Source organism: Rhodobacter maritimus, assembly GCF_058747975.1.
Genome location: NZ_CM179095.1, coordinates 1,058,047 through 1,076,910, shown reverse-complemented (window position 1 = coordinate 1,076,910; position 18,864 = coordinate 1,058,047). Strand labels below are relative to the sequence as shown.

14 protein-coding genes and 1 riboswitch are annotated in these 18,864 nt (G+C 67.4%); of the genes, 5 read left to right on the top strand and 9 right to left on the bottom strand.

Features of this window, described 5'->3' with window-relative positions; translation table 11 throughout:
* Positions 1–125: 125 nt before the first annotated feature.
* The 3 genes from AC4PTO_RS05420 to AC4PTO_RS05410 form a co-directional block, all read right to left on the bottom strand.
* Positions 126–1,289 (bottom strand): LysR family transcriptional regulator, encoded by a 1,164-nt coding sequence (locus AC4PTO_RS05420; protein ID WP_492732639.1) that lies wholly within the window; start codon positions 1,287–1,289, stop codon positions 126–128.
* A 103-nt stretch (positions 1,290–1,392) separates the two neighbouring features.
* On the bottom strand, positions 1,393–2,157 hold the full coding sequence (locus AC4PTO_RS05415; protein ID WP_492732637.1) for a VOC family protein: 765 nt from the start codon (positions 2,155–2,157) through the stop codon (positions 1,393–1,395).
* A gap of 155 nt (positions 2,158–2,312) precedes the next feature.
* A complete protein-coding gene (locus tag AC4PTO_RS05410; protein WP_492732635.1) occupies positions 2,313–2,852 on the bottom strand; it encodes an NADPH-dependent FMN reductase in 540 nt (179 codons plus the stop codon).
* A 336-nt stretch (positions 2,853–3,188) separates the two neighbouring features.
* On the opposite strand from AC4PTO_RS05410, the gene AC4PTO_RS05405 reads away from it, so the two are divergent.
* Positions 3,189–6,593 carry an autotransporter family protein gene (locus AC4PTO_RS05405; RefSeq protein ID WP_492732632.1) on the top strand — a complete coding sequence of 1,135 codons (3,405 nt, stop codon included), beginning with the start codon at positions 3,189–3,191 and terminating at the stop codon, positions 6,591–6,593.
* An 82-nt stretch (positions 6,594–6,675) separates the two neighbouring features.
* On the opposite strand, the gene tenA is transcribed toward AC4PTO_RS05405, so the two are convergent.
* The 5 genes from tenA to AC4PTO_RS05380 form a co-directional block, all read right to left on the bottom strand.
* Positions 6,676–7,338, bottom strand: coding sequence for a thiaminase II (gene tenA, locus AC4PTO_RS05400; protein ID WP_492732630.1), 663 nt, complete (start codon positions 7,336–7,338; stop codon positions 6,676–6,678).
* Entirely contained in the window at positions 7,335–8,141 is an 807-nt protein-coding gene (thiD, locus tag AC4PTO_RS05395; protein WP_492732628.1) for a bifunctional hydroxymethylpyrimidine kinase/phosphomethylpyrimidine kinase, read from the bottom strand. Before thiD ends, tenA begins: the two co-directional genes overlap by 4 nt.
* Complete coding sequence (thiE, locus tag AC4PTO_RS05390) at positions 8,138–8,749, bottom strand: thiamine phosphate synthase (RefSeq protein WP_492732626.1); 612 nt, start codon at positions 8,747–8,749, stop codon at positions 8,138–8,140. The genes thiD and thiE overlap by 4 nt, the downstream gene beginning before the upstream one ends.
* A complete protein-coding gene (gene thiM, locus AC4PTO_RS05385; protein ID WP_492732624.1) occupies positions 8,746–9,534 on the bottom strand; it encodes a hydroxyethylthiazole kinase in 789 nt (262 codons plus the stop codon). Before thiM ends, thiE begins: the two co-directional genes overlap by 4 nt.
* Positions 9,535–9,593: 59 nt before the next feature.
* Positions 9,594–9,688, bottom strand: a riboswitch (TPP riboswitch).
* A 53-nt stretch (positions 9,689–9,741) separates the two neighbouring features.
* Complete coding sequence (locus tag AC4PTO_RS05380; RefSeq protein WP_492732622.1) at positions 9,742–10,152, bottom strand: hypothetical protein; 411 nt, start codon at positions 10,150–10,152, stop codon at positions 9,742–9,744.
* 76 nt (positions 10,153–10,228) lie between these two features.
* Here AC4PTO_RS05380 and AC4PTO_RS05375 point away from each other — a divergent pair, with 76 nt between their 5' ends.
* The 4 genes from AC4PTO_RS05375 to AC4PTO_RS05360 all read left to right on the top strand — a co-directional run bounded on the left by AC4PTO_RS05375 (position 10,229) and on the right by AC4PTO_RS05360 (position 18,068).
* Complete coding sequence (locus tag AC4PTO_RS05375) at positions 10,229–11,230, top strand: GT-B fold glycosyltransferase domain-containing protein (protein WP_492732620.1); 1,002 nt, start codon at positions 10,229–10,231, stop codon at positions 11,228–11,230.
* An 88-nt stretch (positions 11,231–11,318) separates the two neighbouring features.
* On the top strand, positions 11,319–12,602 hold the full coding sequence (locus tag AC4PTO_RS05370; protein ID WP_492732617.1) for an O-acetylhomoserine aminocarboxypropyltransferase/cysteine synthase family protein: 1,284 nt from the start codon (positions 11,319–11,321) through the stop codon (positions 12,600–12,602).
* Positions 12,603–12,774: 172 nt separating this feature from the next.
* Positions 12,775–16,023, top strand: a complete 3,249-nt coding sequence (locus AC4PTO_RS05365) for a hypothetical protein (RefSeq protein WP_492732615.1) — start codon at positions 12,775–12,777, stop codon at positions 16,021–16,023.
* Between the two features lie 173 nt (positions 16,024–16,196).
* Positions 16,197–18,068: a cation:proton antiporter domain-containing protein gene (locus AC4PTO_RS05360; RefSeq protein ID WP_492732613.1), complete on the top strand. Its 1,872-nt coding sequence runs from the start codon at positions 16,197–16,199 to the stop codon at positions 18,066–18,068.
* Between the two features lie 56 nt (positions 18,069–18,124).
* On the opposite strand, the gene AC4PTO_RS05355 is transcribed toward AC4PTO_RS05360, so the two are convergent.
* Positions 18,125–18,634: a CarD family transcriptional regulator gene (locus AC4PTO_RS05355; RefSeq protein ID WP_492732610.1), complete on the bottom strand. Its 510-nt coding sequence runs from the start codon at positions 18,632–18,634 to the stop codon at positions 18,125–18,127.
* Positions 18,635–18,864: the final 230 nt, after the last annotated feature.

Genomic DNA, 18,864 nt, shown 5'->3' with positions numbered 1-18,864 from the left:
AGGCTAGCGAGCCGAAAGAGAAGATGGCATATCCCAAAATGTGAACACCCGATGCGATGTTACGCGCAGCGCATTCGGCGGGCCGGAATCCGGGCGGAAAAGATCGGGCGCAAGGCCCCTTTCCGTCAGAACAGTTCCAGCAATCTGTCAATGAAACGAAGGCTTTGCGCGTCGGTGCGCGAAATCAGCGAGAGCGACTGCAAATAGCCCGTGGGCAGGATCCTGCGCTGCACGTCAACCCCTTTGGGAAGGATCAGCGAGGCGGGAAGGATCGAGTTCACCCCCTGATACAGCACCGCGTTCAGCGTGACGGGAACCGAGTCGATTTCCATCAGCGGGATCCGCCGGCGCCAGTCCGGGCCGCAGACATCCTCAAGGAACTGGGTCGACCTTTGCCGCAACCCGCTGCGCAGGCTTTGCATCGCCATGGGGCGGCGCGACAGCGCCTCGAGCAGGCCCGGATCGGTCGCCTCGTCGGGAAGCTCATGGCCGAACAGCGCCAGCCGCCCGGCGAGGAAAGGCGTGCAGTGATAGCGCCGCTCGACCGTTTCGCCATCCAGCAGGACCGCATCGAAACGCCCCTCGTCCAGGCCCGCCAGCAACTCCTCGGCCGTGGCCGAGGCCACCAGCAACGAGGTGCTGTAACGGTGGTGCCATTGCAGCGAGACGCGCGCCATCATGTCCGCGATCTCGCTATGCGCGCCCGACGGGATGACCGAGCCGAGCGAGCGTTCGCGCAGGCTGCGCTCGAAGCGGATGTCCGAGGCCGCGCGCAGGCGGTTCCAGCTTGCGCGGATATCCTCGATCGTATCCATGAGCGCGACCCCGGCCGGGGTCGGCCTTGTGCCCTGCGGGGTGCGCAGCAGGAACTGGCGCGCAAGGCGGGCCTCGATCTGGGTGACGGTGCGCGTCAGCTGCGGCTGGCCCATCCGGAGGATCTGCGCGGCCTTGCGGATGCTGCCGCTGCGCAGCACCTCTTGCAGGCGGAACAGCGCCTCGAAGGTGACCGGGTTTTGCAGCGCCCCCTCGGCCGGGGCTTCGGGGCCCAGGCGATAGACCTTGCGGCACAGCAGGGCGAGCTTGTGGAGCTGCGGCCGGATCTGCTCGGCCTGAACCGAAAGCGACATCCCTGCCGGGCCGCGCCGCACGAGGGCGACCGACAGTTCCTTTTCCAGCCGCGCAAGGGCCGCGGTCACCGTCGAGGGCGGCGCCACGACCAGGCGTCCGGCCGCGCGGATACCGTTCTGCTGCAAGACCATGTCGCACAGGATCACGGTGGAAAGGCGCATCGGGGGGCTCCATGGCGGCGCGGGGATCGGGGCGTGCCGCAGGGGGGAACCTTAGCCCAGACGACCGCGGCCGGAAACCTCTTCTCCGGCGCGCGCCACGCGTTCAGACGAAGCGGAAGGCCGTGCCCCAGGGGTCGGCGGCATGGCGGCCCGCGCGGCCGGGGTCAGAGACGACCACCTCGGCCAGCCCCGCCATGGCGGGATCGCGGGGGCCCGCGCCCCGGCTGTTCCAGACATTGCCCGCCAGATGGTGGTGATAGCCGTTCCAGCCATACCACGCCCCGCCCGGCCCGTCGAAGCTGCGCGTCAGCCCCAGATCGCCCCGGAAGAAGGCATCCGCCGTGTCCAGATCGCCCACCTGCATGTGGACATGGCCCACGGTGGCGCCCTCGGGCGCGCCCTGCCAGGTGCCCGGCGCGGCCGCCGCCAGCCCGTTCAGGTCCAGCCGGCGCGTGAACATCTCGACCCGGTCACCCTGCCGGTTCCAGGCGCTTTCGGGGCGGTCCCAATAGATCTCGATGCCGTTGCCCTCGGGGTCGTCAAGATAGATCGCCTCGCTCACGCCGTGATCGGACGCGCCCGTCAACTGCACGCCGGTCTCGGCGGCATGGCGCAGCCAGCGGCCCAGATCGGCGCGTGCAGGCAAGAGAAACGCGGTGTGAAACAGCCCGGCCTGACGCGGATCTCGCAACGTGGCGGCCGGATCGCCGCGCAGCTCCAGCAGCACCTTTTCCCCCGCGCCAAGCCTGCGCGTGGCCCCGTCCCCGCCCCCAAGGGGGCGCAGCCCGAGCGCCGTTTGGTAAAATGCCACCATGCCGGGAAGATCCCGCACCCTCAGCGCGACGTGGTCGATGGATTTCGTGGTCATGACCTTTTCCTTTCAGGCAGAACCCGCCCGCAGGGCAAAACGCCGCTGCATCTGCCCGGCACAGATAGGCACCGCGCCGCCCGGCGCATAGCACCCGCGCCTGTGCCGCGCCGCGCATGGGCTGTGCGAATATGTGGCCATCCGTGAAAGGGCGGTCAGAGCGCCGCGGCGAAACCCGCGACGAACTCGGCCAGGCGGGTGCGGGTAGCGTCATCGGTCAGGTTACCGTCCTGATCGAACAGCTTGCCCGCACCCGACACCATCAGCCGCCCTTCATGCCAGGACCGCGTCTTGAGCGTGCGCAGCACCGGCAACCAGTGCGATTGCGCATGCGCGGTGCCGAAATTCCCCGGCGAGGCACCGGTGACGGCGACAGGCTTGCCCACAAAACCCCGCGCACCCTCGCCCCGCGACATCCAGTCAATGACGTTCTTGAAAACGCCCGGAATGCCGTTGTTGTATTCGGGCGAAACCAGCAGCAACCCATCCGCCGCAGCCAGCTGAGAATTCAGCTTCGCAACCGCCGGCGGCGTGCCCCCGGCCGCCTCGGCATCGCCATCGTAAAGCGGCACCCCGCGGATATCGCCGATGACGATCTCGACCCCTTCGGGGGCCACCTCGCGCGCCGCGCGCAACAGGCCGGCATTGTAGGAGGCGCGGCGCAGACTACCGCTGAGGCCAAGGATGGTGGTCATGCGTTTCTCCCTTTGGGCGTGGTTGCGAACTGCCCCGAAAGCAACACCCGCAGGACAAAACACCCGCTAAGGTGGCAAGATCGTTGCCGATTTCCAACAAGACTCAGCCAATAATCCGCAGGGCAGATCTTACTTTTGTCAATATTATCAGCAATAGACTAATGTTTGAACGAAGTTGGAAATTTCTGGCAGGTCATCCGTCAAGCCTTCTCGCATTTTGCGCCACGAAGCAGAACGGATACTCCGGCAAGAACAGAAAAAACCGCGATCGGGCGCGCTACAGCGGGGGAAAAGCCCCGGGAACCGCGCGACGATTGCATCGGAGAAGCGGGCAGTATGAGTGGATCAAAACTGGGCGGCACGTCCCTTGTGGGCGGCCGGATCGTAAAATGGAAAGGGCGGGTCGTCAGCATCGCGCCGCTGGCCTTCGCCATCGCCACGGGCATCGGCAGCACCGCCCAGGCCGCTTGCATCGACCTTCCGGGTGTGGTTGCAATTGCGACGGCCGGTGACACCTGCGTTGCGGTCGGCGGGGCCTATTTCGACACGTTCCCCGCCGGCGAGGCCAGGGATCCCGGATCTGTCCTGACCTACATCTCCCCCACGGTCGAGACCTGGTCCATCGAAACCACCCTCTGGGCCGATTTCGGCGGACGTATTGTCGCAACAGGCGATATGACCGCGTGGTCGGAAGGTTTCGGGCTTGGCTTCGGGGGCGGAACCGTCCTTGCCTCCAACGGCTCCTCCATGCTGTTCCAGGGCGATCTGACCGCAGACCTCTTCCTGTTCGGCACACCGGCGTCGGCCGTGGTTGAGGCCTCGGGCGGATCAAGCATCGTGGTCGAGGGGGATGCAACCGTTACCTCGCAAAACATGGCAGGCGGGCATGGTATCTTCGCCAACTCCGGCAGCGTCATCGGGATCGGCGGACATACGACGATTGTCTCAACCGGGCGCGGTGTTACTTCTGCCCCCACCAGCACGATGCCGGGCGGCGGCACGGCGGGATCGTCGCTCGTCTGGCTGAACTCACTCGACAGCACCTCGGTCGGCAACGGCTTGCATGCAGAGGGGCCGTTCAACAACTCCATCGTCGTGAACGGCGCCCTTGACGTAGAGACGACCGGCGATTCCGGGCATGCCGCCCACGCGCAGAACGGCGGCAATGTGATCGTCGACCCGACGGCCAGCAACGGCACGGGCGGCGCGGACACGCTGATCGTCGCGCGGCACGGCGACTTCACCACCGGGGGCGATGACGCGCACGGTCTTTATGCGCGGGTCACCACCCCCGCCGGCAGCGGCAGCGCCGATATCGAAATCGGCCCCGGCGCGACGATCACCACCTCGGGTGACAATGCCGAGGGCGCCTATGCCCATGTTACGGCGGGCACCGGGGCGGCCTCGATCACCATGGATGGCGGCACGGTTTCCACCTCGGGGGTGGATTCCGAAGGCCTTGTCTCCGTGGTCTCCACACTCCTGACGGGCGACGCCAGTGTCGAGATGAATGCGGGCAGCATTTCCACCGGCGGCGACGGCTCGGCCGGGATCGTCGCGCAAAGCAATTTCGTCACCTCGACGGGCGGCAGTGCACAGGCGGTCCAGAATGGCGGTACGATCAGCACGACCGGAGGCGCACTTGGCGGTGCCTTCCAGGGCGCCTACGGGATCGTCGCGGTTTCCTCGGGCGATGCCATGGCCGAACAGAACGCCGGCAGCATCACGACGAGTGGCGCGGGCTCCAGCGGCATTCTGGCAGTGTCGAGCTTCAACAGCGCCTCTGTCACGCAGGGCGCGGGCGGCACGATCACCGCTTCGGGCGCGGATGCAGACGGGATTTCCGCTCTGGCGGTCGGCGGCATTACCGTCGATGTTGCCGGCACGGTCACGGGTGGCTCGGGCGGCGGGGCGGCAATCACCACGACGACCGGGGCCGGCGCCCTGTCGACCATCACCTTGCGCAGCGGCGCGGATGTGGGCGCGGCCTCTGGCGTGGCCGTCGTGAACGATCCGGGCGATTCCACGGTCCTGGTGGAAAGCGGCGCAAGCGTTGCGGGGCAGTTCCTGCTGGGGCTGGGCAGCGATACACTCACCTTCGACGGGGCCGACATCTCTGCGGTCACGCTTCTCGACGGGGGTGACGATCTGTCCACGGCCGATGGCGCCATCGACAGGCTGACCTTCGCCGGTGTCACCGGGGCACCTGCGGGCACGAACCTGACGGGCTGGGAAAGCGTTCTCGTGGACGGGGGTGCGCTGCGCTTTACCGACAGCGCGCTTGCCGTGGGGGCAGAGCCGGGCTTCGGCCTGACACTTGCCAATGGTGGCGCGATCGAGCTGGGCACAAGCTTCGCCATCACCGGCAACGTATCTAACGGCGGCATCATCGCGCTTGGCGACGGCGCCGTGGGCGACCGGCTGACCATTGCCGGAGATTATACCGGCACCGGTGGCACGATCACGCTCGACACCGTTCTGGGGGGCGATTCCTCGGCCACCGACCGGGTCACGATCAGCGGCGACGCCACCGGCAGCACTGGCCTTCTGGTCAGCCCGGCAGGCGGCGCGGGGGCCGAAACGGCCCTGGGCATCCAGCTTGTCGCGGTGGGGGGCACGTCTTCGGCGGACGCCTTCTTCCTTGCCAATGGCGCGCCGCTTGAACGCGGAGCCTTCGTCTACGCACTTGAATTCGGCAACCCCGCCGATGCGCTTGACCAAAGCTGGTATCTGCGCTCGACCGAGGTAATGGGTGGCAACGCCTCGATCTATGAAAGCGCGCCCGGGGTTCTCATGGGCTTTGCCGACCTGCCGACGCTGGAACAGCGCGTCGGACAACGCCAATGGGCTGGCCGCGACAGTGCGACGCGCGGGCCGCTTGAACCCGGACGCGGCGCCTGGCTGCGGCTGAGCGGCGACAGGAGCGATGTGAAGCCCGACACAAGCGCCTCCAGCGCCAGCTTTGAAACCACAAGCTGGCAGCTTCAGGCGGGGCTCGATGCGCTGGTCCGCGAGGGCGAGAACGGCGTCTGGGTTCTGGGCGCGACCGCGCAATTCGGCCGGATCACGGGCGATGTCAGCAATTCGGTCGGCACCGGGCGGATCTCGGGGCGCGGCCTCGGGCTTGGCCTGACCGGCACCTGGTATGGCGATGCGGGCAGCTATCTTGACCTGCAAACGCAGGTGACGCGGATCCGTGCCGATTATGAGGCCGGAAGCTTCGGCACCTTGGCCGACGGCACGCATGCCACCGCCCTAGCCCTGAGTGCCGAAGTGGGTCATCGCTATATTACCGGACCGAATACCGCGCTTGTGCCGCAGGCCCAGCTTAGCTGGGCGCGCCTATCCGGCGACGCCTTCACCGACAGCCTCGGCAACTCTGTCGATCCGGGCAACAACACAAGCCTGACCGGGCGCGTCGGCCTTGCCTATGAATACGAATACAGCGAAGGCTGGCTGTTCGGAGACCGCAAGGCGGCCGGCCCGCAGCGTCACCGCGAAAAGGCCTATGTGATCGGCAACCTGCTGCGCGACTTCTCGGCCGACAGCCGCGTCACGCTGAGCGGGACCGAGCTTGCCGCCGACTATGGCCGGACATGGGCCGAGATTGGCGTTGGCGGCTCGATCGTCTGGGACGGCAACAAGACGCTTTATACCGAAACGGCCTATCGCACCTCGCTTGACGGCGGGTCCGACAATCACGGCCTGTCGGTCGAGGGCGGCTTCCGCATGGCCTGGTAATCAGGGATCGGGATCGTGTTTGCAAAGGGCGCCGAGAAAGGCGCCTTTTGTCATTTGCGCGCGGGGCAAGCCGGCGGCGCATTCACCCCGCCCAACCTCGCATGTGATAGGCACTGTCCCAGAAATGCCACTCGTGCCAGCTGCTTGTGGCGAATGCGCGATGCATGCGCAGGTGTGTGGCAGCGTCGGAAAGGGCCGCCACCCGATCCACCAGCGCCAGCATCCGCCCCACGCTTTCGGCAAAGGCCGCGCCGGAATAGGTGTCGATCCATGCGCGATAGGGGTTGGCCCCGGCCGCATCGCGCGCGATCCCGGTTCCGATCTCGTGATAGATCCAGAAACAGGGCAGAAGTGCCGCCAGAGCCTCGGGGAAATCGCCCAGGGAGGCGGTGCGCAACAGGAAGGACAGGTAGTGGTCGCAGGCGGCCGAAATCTCGGCCTGCGCGAAGGCCTCGGGGCTGACGCCGAAATGGCCCAGATAGTGGTCGTGCAGCCCGCGCTCGACCGCGATCGCCCCGGCGGCCGAAGCTGCAAGCTGCGCCACGCCTTGCGGATCGGGCGCCTTCGCGGCCGCGACCGCAAGGGCACGGGCGAAACCTTCCAGGTAATGCGCATCCTGAACGATATAGCCGCGAAAGACCTCGGGCGGCAGCGTGCCCGCGGCCAGCTCACGGTTGAAGGGCATGTGGCGGATCTTGTGCTGCAAGGCTTCTGTTTCGCGCCACAGCTCTTGGGTGAATGTCATCTCGTGCCCCTGTCCCATGCATGGAAATGATGAACCGGGCCATGGCCCTGCCCCACGCTCAGCCGGTCGGCAGCGGCGATGGCGCCGCCGATATAGCGTTTCGCTGCCTGCACCGCCTGCGCCATCGGCAGCCCGCGGCCGAGCCATGTCGCAAGCGCCGAGGACAGCGTGCAGCCCGTGCCATGCGTGTTCTTCGTGGCCACGCGCGGCGCCTTCAGCCAAAGCGGCCCGGCCGCCCCCAGCAACAGATCGGGGCTTTCCGCCCCGCCAAGGTGCCCCCCCTTCAGCAGCACCGCCCTGGGGCCCATCCCGATCAGCGCATCGGCCTGGGCCAGCATCTGATCGGCGCCGCGGGCCTCGGGGCGGCCAAGAAGATCGGCCGCCTCGGGCAGGTTTGGGGTGATGACGGTGGCGCGCGGCAACAACAGATCGCGCAGCACCGCCACGGCCTCGGCATCCAGCAGGCGGTCGCCGCCCTTGGCCACCATCACCGGGTCAAGCACGACCGGACAGTCGAGCCCCTCAAGCCCCTCGGCCACGGCGGCGATGATCGCGCCGGTGCCCAGCATCCCGATCTTGACCGCGTCGATGCGCAGATCGGCCCGCAGCGCGGCGATCTGCGCGCGGATCATCGCGGTCGAGACCGGCTCGATCCGGCTCACGCCGCGGGTGTTCTGTGCGGTCAGCGCGGTCAGCACCGTCATCGCATAGCCGCCATTGGCCGAAATCGCCTTGATATCGGCCTGGATCCCGGCCCCGCCAGAGCTGTCCGAGCCTGCGATGCTGAGGATGTTGGGGATCATGCGCGCCTCCATGCGTCCAGAATCTCCTGCGTGGCGCGGCGCATGTCCGGTGCGCGCGAAATGGCCGAGACGACGGCCATCCCGGCCCCGCCCGCGGCCTTCACGGCGCCCGCATCCGCCGCCCCCATCCCGCCGATGGCAAGGCAGGGCAGCGTGGTCCGCGCCGCGATTGCGGCAAAGCCGTCCAGGCCGATCGGCGACGCGTGATCGGGTTTCGAGGCCGTGGCGCGCAGCGGTCCGACCCCCAGGTAATCCACCCCCGCCGGGACCGCCGCCAGTTGCCCGGCCGTCTCGACCGAGAGGCCAAGGATCGTTCCGGGGTGCAGCCGCGCGCGGATCGCGGCGGGATCGCCATCGCCTTGCCCGACATGCAGCACCGGGGCGCCGATCTCGATGGCCACCCCCACACGGTCATTGACCGCCAGAAGCGCGCCGAATGCGGCAAGGCGCGGCATCAGGCTGCGGGCAAGCGCCGCGAATTCCGGGTCCGGCAGCGTCTTGTGGCGCAGCTGCACCCAGCGCGCGCCGCCTTGCGCCGCCGCAAGCGCCTGATCCACCATCGCCGCGGGCGCGCCGGCATCGGTCACAAAACACAGGGGCGGGATCATGCCGCGGCCATCCGCGCGCGGGCCCCAAGATCATCGGGCGTGATCGCGTGCAGCGCATCGAGGAACGCCACCTGGAACGAACCCGGCCCGGAGGCGGAGGCCCCCGCGACCTCTCCGGCAAGGCCGAAATAGGCAAGGGCGGAAACCGCGGCCTCGAACCGGTCCTGCCCAACGGCGAAGGCGGCCATGATCCCGGTCAGCGAACAGCCGAGCGCCGTGACCAGCGGCATCGTCGGGTGGCCGTTCGACACCCGCGCCGCGCGCACACCGTCGGTGACGAAATCGACCGGCCCCGTCACCGCGACCACCGCCCCGTGGCGGCGCGCAAGCGCCCCTGCGGCCGCTTCGGCCGCCGCCACCGGATCGGCGGCATCCGCGCCCTTGCCCGCCGCCGCGGCCCCCGACAGCGCAAGGATTTCAGAGGCGTTACCGCGCAGGATCGTCGGTGAAAGCGCCAGCAGGCGCGCGCCCAGATCGCGGCGAAACGCCGTCGCCCCCACCGCGACGGGATCAAGCACCCAGGGCCGTCCCGCCCCGACCGCCGCCTTCGCGGCCTCTTCCATCGCCACGGCCCAATGCGCAGACGCGGTGCCGATATTGATGCTGAGCGCCGAGGCGATGGCGGCGAATTCGGCCGCCTCTTCGCGCGCATGCACCATCGCGGGCGAGGCACCCGCGGCCAGCATCACATTGGCCATGACGTTCATCGCAACGTAATTGGTGATATTCTGCACAAGCGGCGCGGTCTGGCGCATCCGCGCAAGCGAGGCCCCGGTGTCGATCATCGCGTCTTCCTTTCGGTGCCACCGAAGAGAAAGACCTGGGTCCAAATCCGCCGAACCGGGGCATTGCACCCGCGCCTCCCTCCGCCAGCATTATCTGGTTCAGGTTCAAAGGGTGCTTCTCAGCCCGGCAGTGCGGGCGCCCCTGTCGCAGGGCAACGGGTCGCACTTATTGCCGCGCCCGTCAACAGCTTTGGCGCGGCGGGCGGCCTAACGGCGCAGGATGTCGGCGCGGTCGAAGGCGGCCTCGTCGCTGCCGCCGTCGTCATAGATCAGCCGCACCCGGACCGAGGCGACCGAACCGGGCGGCGCGGCCACGAAGACGCCATCGCCCGACAGCGCATTGGGCTGGGCCGATCCCTCGTGGCAGGGCTCCATCTTGAGCACCTGCTGCGCGGCCGCGCCGTTCAGGCCATAGCGGATTTCCGACAGGCCGCAGCGCCAGGCAAGAAGATGCGAGAAATAGATCAGGTCCCGGCCGTTATATTCGCGCAGCGTCACCCAGTTGGCGCGCGTCATGCCCAGAACCGGGCGCACCTCGGCCGCGGTGGTGAAGTTCTGCGCCGCGGCACCGCCCGCCGCCAGACACAGGCCAAGCAAGAAAGCCGCCCGAATGCGCATCCGTATTCCTTCCGATCCCTTTTGCCCGGCCCCATTCCCCGTTAAGGTAACGCAAAATCGGCAGGCAAGGCGCACTATGGCGGGCAAACGGGTGAAGGGGCAAGCATTTAACCTTTTATGCGTGGCACAGGCCGGCCGCCTTGAATACGAGGCCGTCCTGCTGACCCTGTCGTTCCGCGCGGCCAATCCCGGCTTCAAAGGCCGCCTGATCGTGGCCGAGCCGCAGCCCGGCCCCCTGTGGAAGGGAGAGACGCGCCTTTCTTCGCCCGTGCGCGCGCTTCTTGAAGCCGCCGGCGCCGAGATCCTGCCCTTCGAGGCCCGCGTCTTCGGGCAGGACTATCCGCAGGGCAACAAGATCGAGGCGCTTGGCATCCTGCCCGCGAACGAGCCCTTCGTCTTTTTCGACACCGACACGCTTTTCACCGCGCCGATCGACACGGTGCGCTTCGATTTCACCCGCCCCTCGGCCTCGATGCGGCGCGAGGGCACCTGGCCCGATCCGCCGCTTTACGGCCCCGGCTTCGGCGCGATCTGGAAATCGCTTTACGACCGCTTCGGCCTTGAATTCGAAAGCTCGCTGGATCTGTCGCAACCCGACGAATACTGGCGGCGCTACCTGTATTTCAATGCGGGCTGGTTCTTCGGCGCGGACCCGGCGGAATTCGGGACGCTTTTCCTGCGTTACGCGCAATCCATCCGCGACGACCCGCCCGACGCGCTTGCCAGCCAGGCGCTGTTTCCCTGGCTTGACCAGATCGCCCTGCCGCTGGTGATCCACGCGCTTGGCGGCGGCAGGCCGGGACCGGATCTGGACGGGCTTGACGGCGATGTCAGCTGCCACTGGCGCGCGCTGCCGCTGCTTTATGCGCGCGAAAGCGACCGCGCGGTCGCGGTGCTGAAAGAGATCGCGCGCCCGAACCCGGTGAAGAAGGTGCTGCGCGGGTCCGAGGCGATGCGCAAGCTGGTCTATCAAGGCAAGGGGCAGAAGCTGCGCGCCCTGTTCGACCGCAAGGCCCTGCCCCGGCGCGAACAGGCGCTGCGCAATGCCATCCGGCGCGAGGGGCTCTGGCTGCGCTGAGCCTGCGACATGCGACGATGCGAATATGATTGAAGCCCATGAGGGCCGCGGCTAGGCTCCGCCCGATTTCTTCAAGGGAGCCCCGCACATGACCGACCTTTCCTTCGACACGCTGCAAGTCCATGCCGGGACCGAGCCCGACCCCGCGACCGGCGCCCGTCAGGTTCCGATCTATCAGACCACGGCCTATGTGTTCAAAGACGCCGAACATGCGGCGCGCCTGTTCAACCTGCAAGAGGTCGGCTACATCTATTCGCGGCTGACCAACCCGACCGTCATGGCGCTTGCCAACCGGGTTGCGGCGCTGGAAGGCGGCGCGGGGGCGGTGTGCTGCTCGTCCGGGCATGCGGCGCAGATCATGGCGCTTTTCCCGCTGATGGGGCCGGGCTGCAACATCGTTGCCTCGACCCGGCTTTACGGCGGCACGATCACGCAGTTCGGGCAGACCATCAAGCGCTTCGGCTGGTCGGCGAAATTCGTGGATTTCGACGATACCGCCGCACTGGAAGCGGCCATCGACGACAATACCCGCGCGATCTTCTGCGAGTCGATCTCGAATCCCGGCGGCTACATCACCGACCTGCCCGCCATCGCGGCGGTGGCCAACAAGGCCGGCCTGCCGCTGATCGTGGACAACACGCTGGCCTCGCCCTATCTGTGCCGCCCGATCGAACATGGCGCGACGCTGGTGGTGCATTCGGCCACGAAATACCTTACCGGCAACGGCACCGTCACCGGCGGCATCATCGTGGATTCGGGCAAGTTCGACTGGTCGGCCAGCGGCAAGTTCCCCTCGCTCTCCGAGCCAGAGCCCGCCTACCACGGCCTGAAATTCCACGAGGCGCTTGGCCCGATGGCCTTCACCTTCCATTCGATCGCCGTGGGCCTGCGCGATCTGGGCATGACGATGAACCCGCAGGGCGCGCATTACACCCTGCTGGGGATCGAGACCCTGTCGCTGCGCATGGAGCGCCATGTGCAGAACGCCCGCAAGGTGGCCGAATGGCTGGAGAAGGACCCGCGCATCGACTTCGTCACCTATGCGGGGCTGCCCTCCTCGCCCTGGCACGGGCGCGTGGCGAAAGTCTGCCCCAAGGGGGCGGGCGCGCTGTTCACCGTGGCGGTCAAGGGCGGATACGAGGCCTGCGTCAAGCTGGTCGACAGCCTCAAGCTGTTCAGCCATGTGGCCAACCTTGGCGACACGCGCTCGCTCATCATCCATTCGGCCTCGACCACGCACCGCCAGCTGACCGAGGATCAGCAGCGCGCCGCGGGTGCCGCGCCGAACGTGGTGCGCCTGTCGATCGGGATCGAGGATGCGGACGACCTGATCGCCGATCTCGACCAGGCGCTGAGCGCCGCAACGGCCTGAATTTTCCCCGACGGGCGCACCCTCGCGCGCCCGTCCCCCGGCCCCTGCCCCGGCTGCCGGTCACGCAACCGTTCCGGGCCGCGTCTTTCCATGCGCGGAAAACTGCTTTACCAAAGGGTGCAGTCGCTTCCGCCGGTTTCGGCGGCCCGAAACTCTGTGCTAGATCCGCGGAATGAAACCAGGCTTCACGCTCAATCTCTCGCATGACGGTATCGGCCTTCTGCATCGCGCGGGGCCCGGCTGGTTCACCGTGGGCGAGGTATCGCTTGACGATGCCGATCTGGCCGGGGCGCTTGCACGGCTGCGGCGCACCGCGCTGGAGCTGGAGCCGAAGGGCCTGACCAGCAAGCTGATCATCCCCGACACCCAGATCCTTTACAGCGAGATCGAGGCCCCCGGCCCCGATGCGGCCGCCCGGCGCGCCCAGATCGCGGCGGCCCTTGAAGGGCGCACGCCCTATGCCGTCGAGGATCTGGTCTTCGACTGGTCGGGCCATGGCGACGTGGTCCAGGTGGCCGTCGTCGCGCGCGACACCCTGGCCGAGGCCGAGGATTTCGCCGAGACCTACGGCTTTTGCCCGGTAGCTTTCGTCGCCAGCCCCGCACCTGGAAAATTCGGGGGCGAGCCGTTCTTCGGCCTGACCTCGCGCGCGGCCCAACACCTGCCCGAGGGGGCGCGGCTGGATCGCGATCAGGACCCGGTGCGCCCCGGCGGCGTGATCCGCGCACCCATCGCCACGGCGACGGCGGACACCCTGGCCGAAGCCCCTGCCGAACCGGTGGCAGAGATCGAAGCAGAGGCGCCGCCCGCGCCCAAGATGACCGCGCCCCCGGAACCGACGCCTGCGGTGATGGCCGAACCGGAACCCGCGCCGGAGGTGGAACCCGAACCGGAAGCGCCGGCAGAACCCGCGCCCGAGCCGGAAGCAACCGCCCCGGAACCCGAGCCGGAGATCCCGGCGGACCCCGAGGGTTCGGAAGCACCCGAGCCCCTGGCCGAGGCGGCAGCAGAGCCGGCACCCGAGGCCGGGCCGGTGCCGGCACCTGAGACCCTCGAAGCCTTGCCTGCCGAGGTTGCTACCGACACGGCCGCCCCATCCCCTTCCCCCGCGCCGGAAATGACCGACGCGGAAGCGCCCCCCGCGGAAGCGGACGCGCCGCAGGCCCATGAGTCACAGGCCGCCAGCCTCGACGCGCCGCAAGCCGTGGCTGAGGCAGAGGCCGACGCGCCCCTGCCCGAGGCCGAAGCCGTAACCGAAGCGCCTTTCGTGGCGGTCGACGAGCCCGAAGCCGACGAACCCGAGGCCGACGACCCCGCACCGGATGCCCGCACCGGAATTCCCGACAACGCCGCCCCCCCTGCGGCAGAGGTCCCCTCCGATCCGGAGAAGGGCACCGGCACCGAAGACCTGCCCCTCACCGAACCCGAAACTCCGGCGGATCCGAAGGGTGCGGCTTTGGGGCATACGGCGGCAAAGATCCCGCCGCTGCCGCCTCTCGGCACGGCAGGGGCGCGGCGTCTTGGCGGCGCCGGGGCGCGTGACAGCCTGCCGCCGCTGCCACAGGGCAAACGGCTGTCCCTGGACGGATCGGCAACGGATGCCAGCGTCGTCGCCCCCGGACTTGCCCTGCCCAAGGAAGATCCGCCGCAACCGGCCAAACCGGCACGGCGCGGCGGCGTGAAGAAGGCAAAGGCCGAGGCCCGCGCGCGCTTCGTTTCGGCCGCGCGCAGCACAGCGGCCATTGGCGGCGCGGCGGGCAAGGCGCTTGCTCGTGGCATTGCAAACCGCAAGAAAGCCAAACCCGAAACGCCTGCGGCCCCGGTAACCGGCAAGGCCCCTGCAACGGCCGGCACAACGGATCCCGATCGCACGGTCTTTGGCAGCCGCAAGCTGCAACCCGTTGGCGGTAAGCCGAAATTCCTTGGTCTTGCGCTGACACTCGGGCTGCTCATCTTCATGGGCATCGTCGTTCTGTGGTCGAATTTCCTCGGCAGCGACGCCCCCGAACCGCAGCAGACCGCCAGCACCGGACAGCTTCCGCCGGAACCTGCCCCGCTGCCGGCAGCGACCACGCCCGAACCGGACAGCGCACAGACCGATCCCGCCCAGCCAGCGCCCGAAACACAGACGGCCGACACCGTTCCGGACGAAGCCCCCGCATCCGTCGTGGCCGAACCACCGGCAGAGGCCGAACCCGATCCGGCCGAACTTGCCATGCCCTCGGTCGAGGCCCCCGATGTCTGGGGCGAACTGGCCAGCGGAAACGCCCCAGGCGCGCCGCAGCTTGGCCTTTCGGCGGTGTCGAGCAGCGTCGATCCGGGCCGCCCCACAGCTTCCGAAACCACACTGCCTCCGGTCGAAAGCCTTGTCACCGACGCCGTGCCTGCGCCGCTGCCGCTGCCCGCCCCGTTCGAGCAGCTTGCCCGCATCAACCCGGACGGCGAGATCGAACCAACCCCACAAGGTGTGGCGATGCCGGGCGGCTTCACGCTTTATTCCGGCCAGCCCGATCTTGTGCCGGCCCCCCGCCCCGAGGCCGTCACCGCCGCTGCGATTGCCGCTGGGCTTCAGCCCGCTACCGAGCCCCCGCCCGCAGCGGAAGAGACACCAGCGGCACAGGACGCGCCTGCAACAGAAGAGGCGCCCTATGCCGATCCGGCACTTGCCGGCTTCCGGCCCGCGGCACGCCCGGCCGCGATCGTGCCTGCGATACCGGCGCCCGAAGAGGCGGCGCCCGACACCGGCGCCCTCCCCGCCGAGGATGATGGCGCCGCCCTTGTCCCTGCCCCCTCTTCTGCCGAAGAGCAACGCCTTGCGGCCATCAAGCCCCGCGCCCGCCCCCAGGCCGTGGCGATCGCCAATACCCGCCTGGCCGAACAGCGCGCAGCCGAAGAAGCCGCCGCCGAAGCCAGCCGCGCCGCGATGGAGAGCGCCACGAAACTGGCCGTTGCCGTGTCGCGCAGGCCGCCCTCGAAGCCACGCGATTTCTCGAATGCTGTCGCGGCGGCAGTAGCCGCTGCGGTGGCCGAAACGACCATCCGGGTCTCGGCCCCCGCCCCGGAACCTGCCCCGAGGGCTGCCCCGAAACAGGCCGCCGCCGCTGCCGCCCCTACCCCCGAACCCGAAGAGATCGACGAGCCCGAACCCGTTGCCGTCGCCCCGAAGGTTCCCACCAGCGCCTCGGTCGCCAAGCAGGCAACCCAGAAGAACGTGCTTAACCTTGGCAAGATGAACCTGATCGGGCTTTACGGCTCTTCGAACAAGCGCCGCGCCCTGGTGCGAATGCCCAATGGGCGCTTCGTCAAGGTCTCGGTCGGGGACAGGCTGGATGGCGGGCGCGTCACCGGCATCGGCAACAGCGAACTGACCTACCAGAAGGGCGGACGCAACATCGTTCTCAAGCTTCTGAAGGGCAGCTGATCGCGTTCTATGTTCAATATTGGTAACAGCGCTGAAATCTGGCGCCGTTGCTGCTTGCGCCTGATCGGCCAACCGTTACGTTTAGACCATAGAACGTATCCCGAACCCGCTGCCCTGCCGCGGCGGGCCAAAACGGGATCGGCGGCAGTCCTGCCACAGCGGAATTCGAGGGAATGGAAAGCTTTCTGCTTCAGGCAACCCTGTATCTTCTGGCCACCGTGATCGCGGTGCCCCTTGCCACGCGGACGGGGCTTGGCTCGGTTCTGGGGTATCTTCTGGCAGGCATCCTGATCGGTCCGGCACTGGGCCTGTCCGGGTCCGAGATGGACGATTTGCAGCATTTCGCCGAATTCGGCGTGGTCATGATGCTGTTCCTGATCGGGCTGGAGCTTGAGCCGCGCGCGCTTTGGGCGATGCGCGACAAGCTTCTGGGGCTTGGCGGGCTGCAAACGGTGCTGACCATGGCAGCGGTGACGATCGTTGCGATGCTCATGGGGCAGCCGTTCCGCATAGCCCTGCCCCTCGGGATGATCTTCGCGCTGTCCTCGACCGCGATCGTACTTCAGACGCTGAACGAAAAGCGGCTGATGCAGACGGCGGGCGGGCGCTCGGCCTTTTCGGTGCTGCTGATGCAGGACATCGCGGTCATTCCCATGCTCGCGCTGATGCCGCTGCTGGCGCTGCCGGGCGCGCGCGCCCTTGCCAAGGCCGAGAACGGCGCGGATCACGTTGCCGCCGACCTGATCCACAGCCTGCCGGGATGGGGGGTGACGCTGGTCACCATCGCCGCGGTCGGCGCGGTGATCCTGATGGGGCGCTATCTGGTGCATCCGCTGTTCCGCTTCGTGCAGGGCGCCAAGCTGCGCGAGATCAACACCGCCATGGCGCTGGTCATCGTTGTCGGCATCGCCTCGCTGATGCTGCTGGTTGGGCTTTCGCCCGCGCTCGGGGCGTTTCTGGCCGGGGTCGTGCTGGCCGAAAGCGAATTCAAGCACGAGCTTGAAAGCGATATCGAGCCGTTCAAGGGCCTTCTGATGGGGCTTTTCTTCGTCACCGTCGGCGCGGGTATCAACTTTGGCATCGTGACCGCCGCGCCATTCCAGATCGTAGGGCTGGTGCTTGGCCTGGTGGCGCTGAAGGCCGCGATCCTCTTCGTTCTGGGCCATGCCTTCGGGTTACGAGAGCGCGACCAGTGGCTGTTCACCCTTGGCCTTGCCCAGGCGGGCGAGTTCGGTTTTGTCCTGGTGTCCTTCGCCGTCTCGCAGCGCATCCTGCCCACCGCCATTGCGGAAAAGGTTCTGGTCGTGGTTGCACTGTCGATGCTGATCACGCCCCTGCTGTTCATCCTGCACGACCGGATCGCCAAGTGGTTCACAAGCTCCAGCAAGGGGCCGGATGCCGATGCGATCGAGGACCAGCAGCCCATCATCATCGCCGGCGTGGGCCGCTTCGGGCAGGTGGTGAACCGCATGGTCACCATGTCGGGCTTTCGCACCACGGTTCTGGACGGCGACTTGAAAACCATCCAGTTGATGCGGAAATTCGGCTTCAAGGGCTATTTCGGCGACCCCTCGCGCCCCGATCTTCTGGCGGCGGCGGGCCTTTCGAAGGCGCAGGTTCTGGTCGTGTGCCTGGACGACAAGAACTCGACCACGCGGCTTGTTACCTATGCCCGCCGCATCCGCCCCGACCTGCACATCATCGCCCGCGCCCGCGACCGCATCCATGTGTTCGAGCTTTACCGCGCGGGGGCCGATGACATCGTGCGCGAAATGTTCGATTCAAGCCTGAGGGTCGGGCGCTATGTCCTTGAAAACGTGGGGCTGTCCGAATTCGAAGCTGCCGAGCTTGAAAAGATCTTCTTCAAGCTGGACCGCGCCGCGGTACGCGACCTTGCGCAGGTCTGGAAGCCCGGCGTCGCCATCGAGGACAATGACGAATATATCGCGCGGACGCATGAGCTGAACAAAGAGCTTGAGAACGCGCTGATGGAGCGGTTCCAAGGCCCGCCCTCTGTTCCGGGCGGCGCCGAACAGGGCAAATGAAAACCCGCACGCACCCTCGGGCGCATGCGGGTTGAAATGTCGTGCCGGGGTGTGGCTCAGGCGGCGCGGCTCAGAAGCACATCGTCGACCTTCTTCGCGGCGCCGACCTCATCGGTGCCCGAAACGGCGGCCACTTCGCGGGTCAGACGCTCCAGCGCGGCTTCGTAAAGCTGACGCTCGGAATAGGACTGCTCGCGCTGATCGTCGTTACGGTGCAGGTCGCGCACCACCTCTGCGATCGACAGAAGATCGCCCGAGTTGATCTTCTGCTCGTATTCCTGGGCGCGGCGCGACCACATCGCGCGTTTCACCTTGGCCTTGCCCCGCAGCGTATCGAGCGCCTTCGAGACGATGTCGGGCGTGGACAGGCTGCGCATCCCCACATCGCTGGCCTTGTTGGTCGGCACGCGCAGCGTCATCTTGTCCTTCTCGAAGGAAATGACGAACATCTCAAGCCGGATGCCCGCGATTTCCTGTTCTTCGATCGACACGATCTTTCCGACGCCGTGGGCGGGATACACAACAAAGTCGTTGGGGTGGAACTCGTTCTTCTTGGTCTTGGTCATTTCGCTTCCTTAACAGGCGGCCACGGGTTCGGTTGCCGAAATACGCCTCAGAAACCGCACCGCACCTTTACGAAAGCCAGGGCTTTCGCATCGGTGCCGACTGTCACTGAAAAACCACCGCAAGCGAGTGGACCTGCGGTGGATCCGGATTTGGGAACCTTTATGACGGTAGTATAACACGAAAAAGCCCGCCTTCAAAGCACGGCTCTGCGATCAGGCCTCAATTCCCT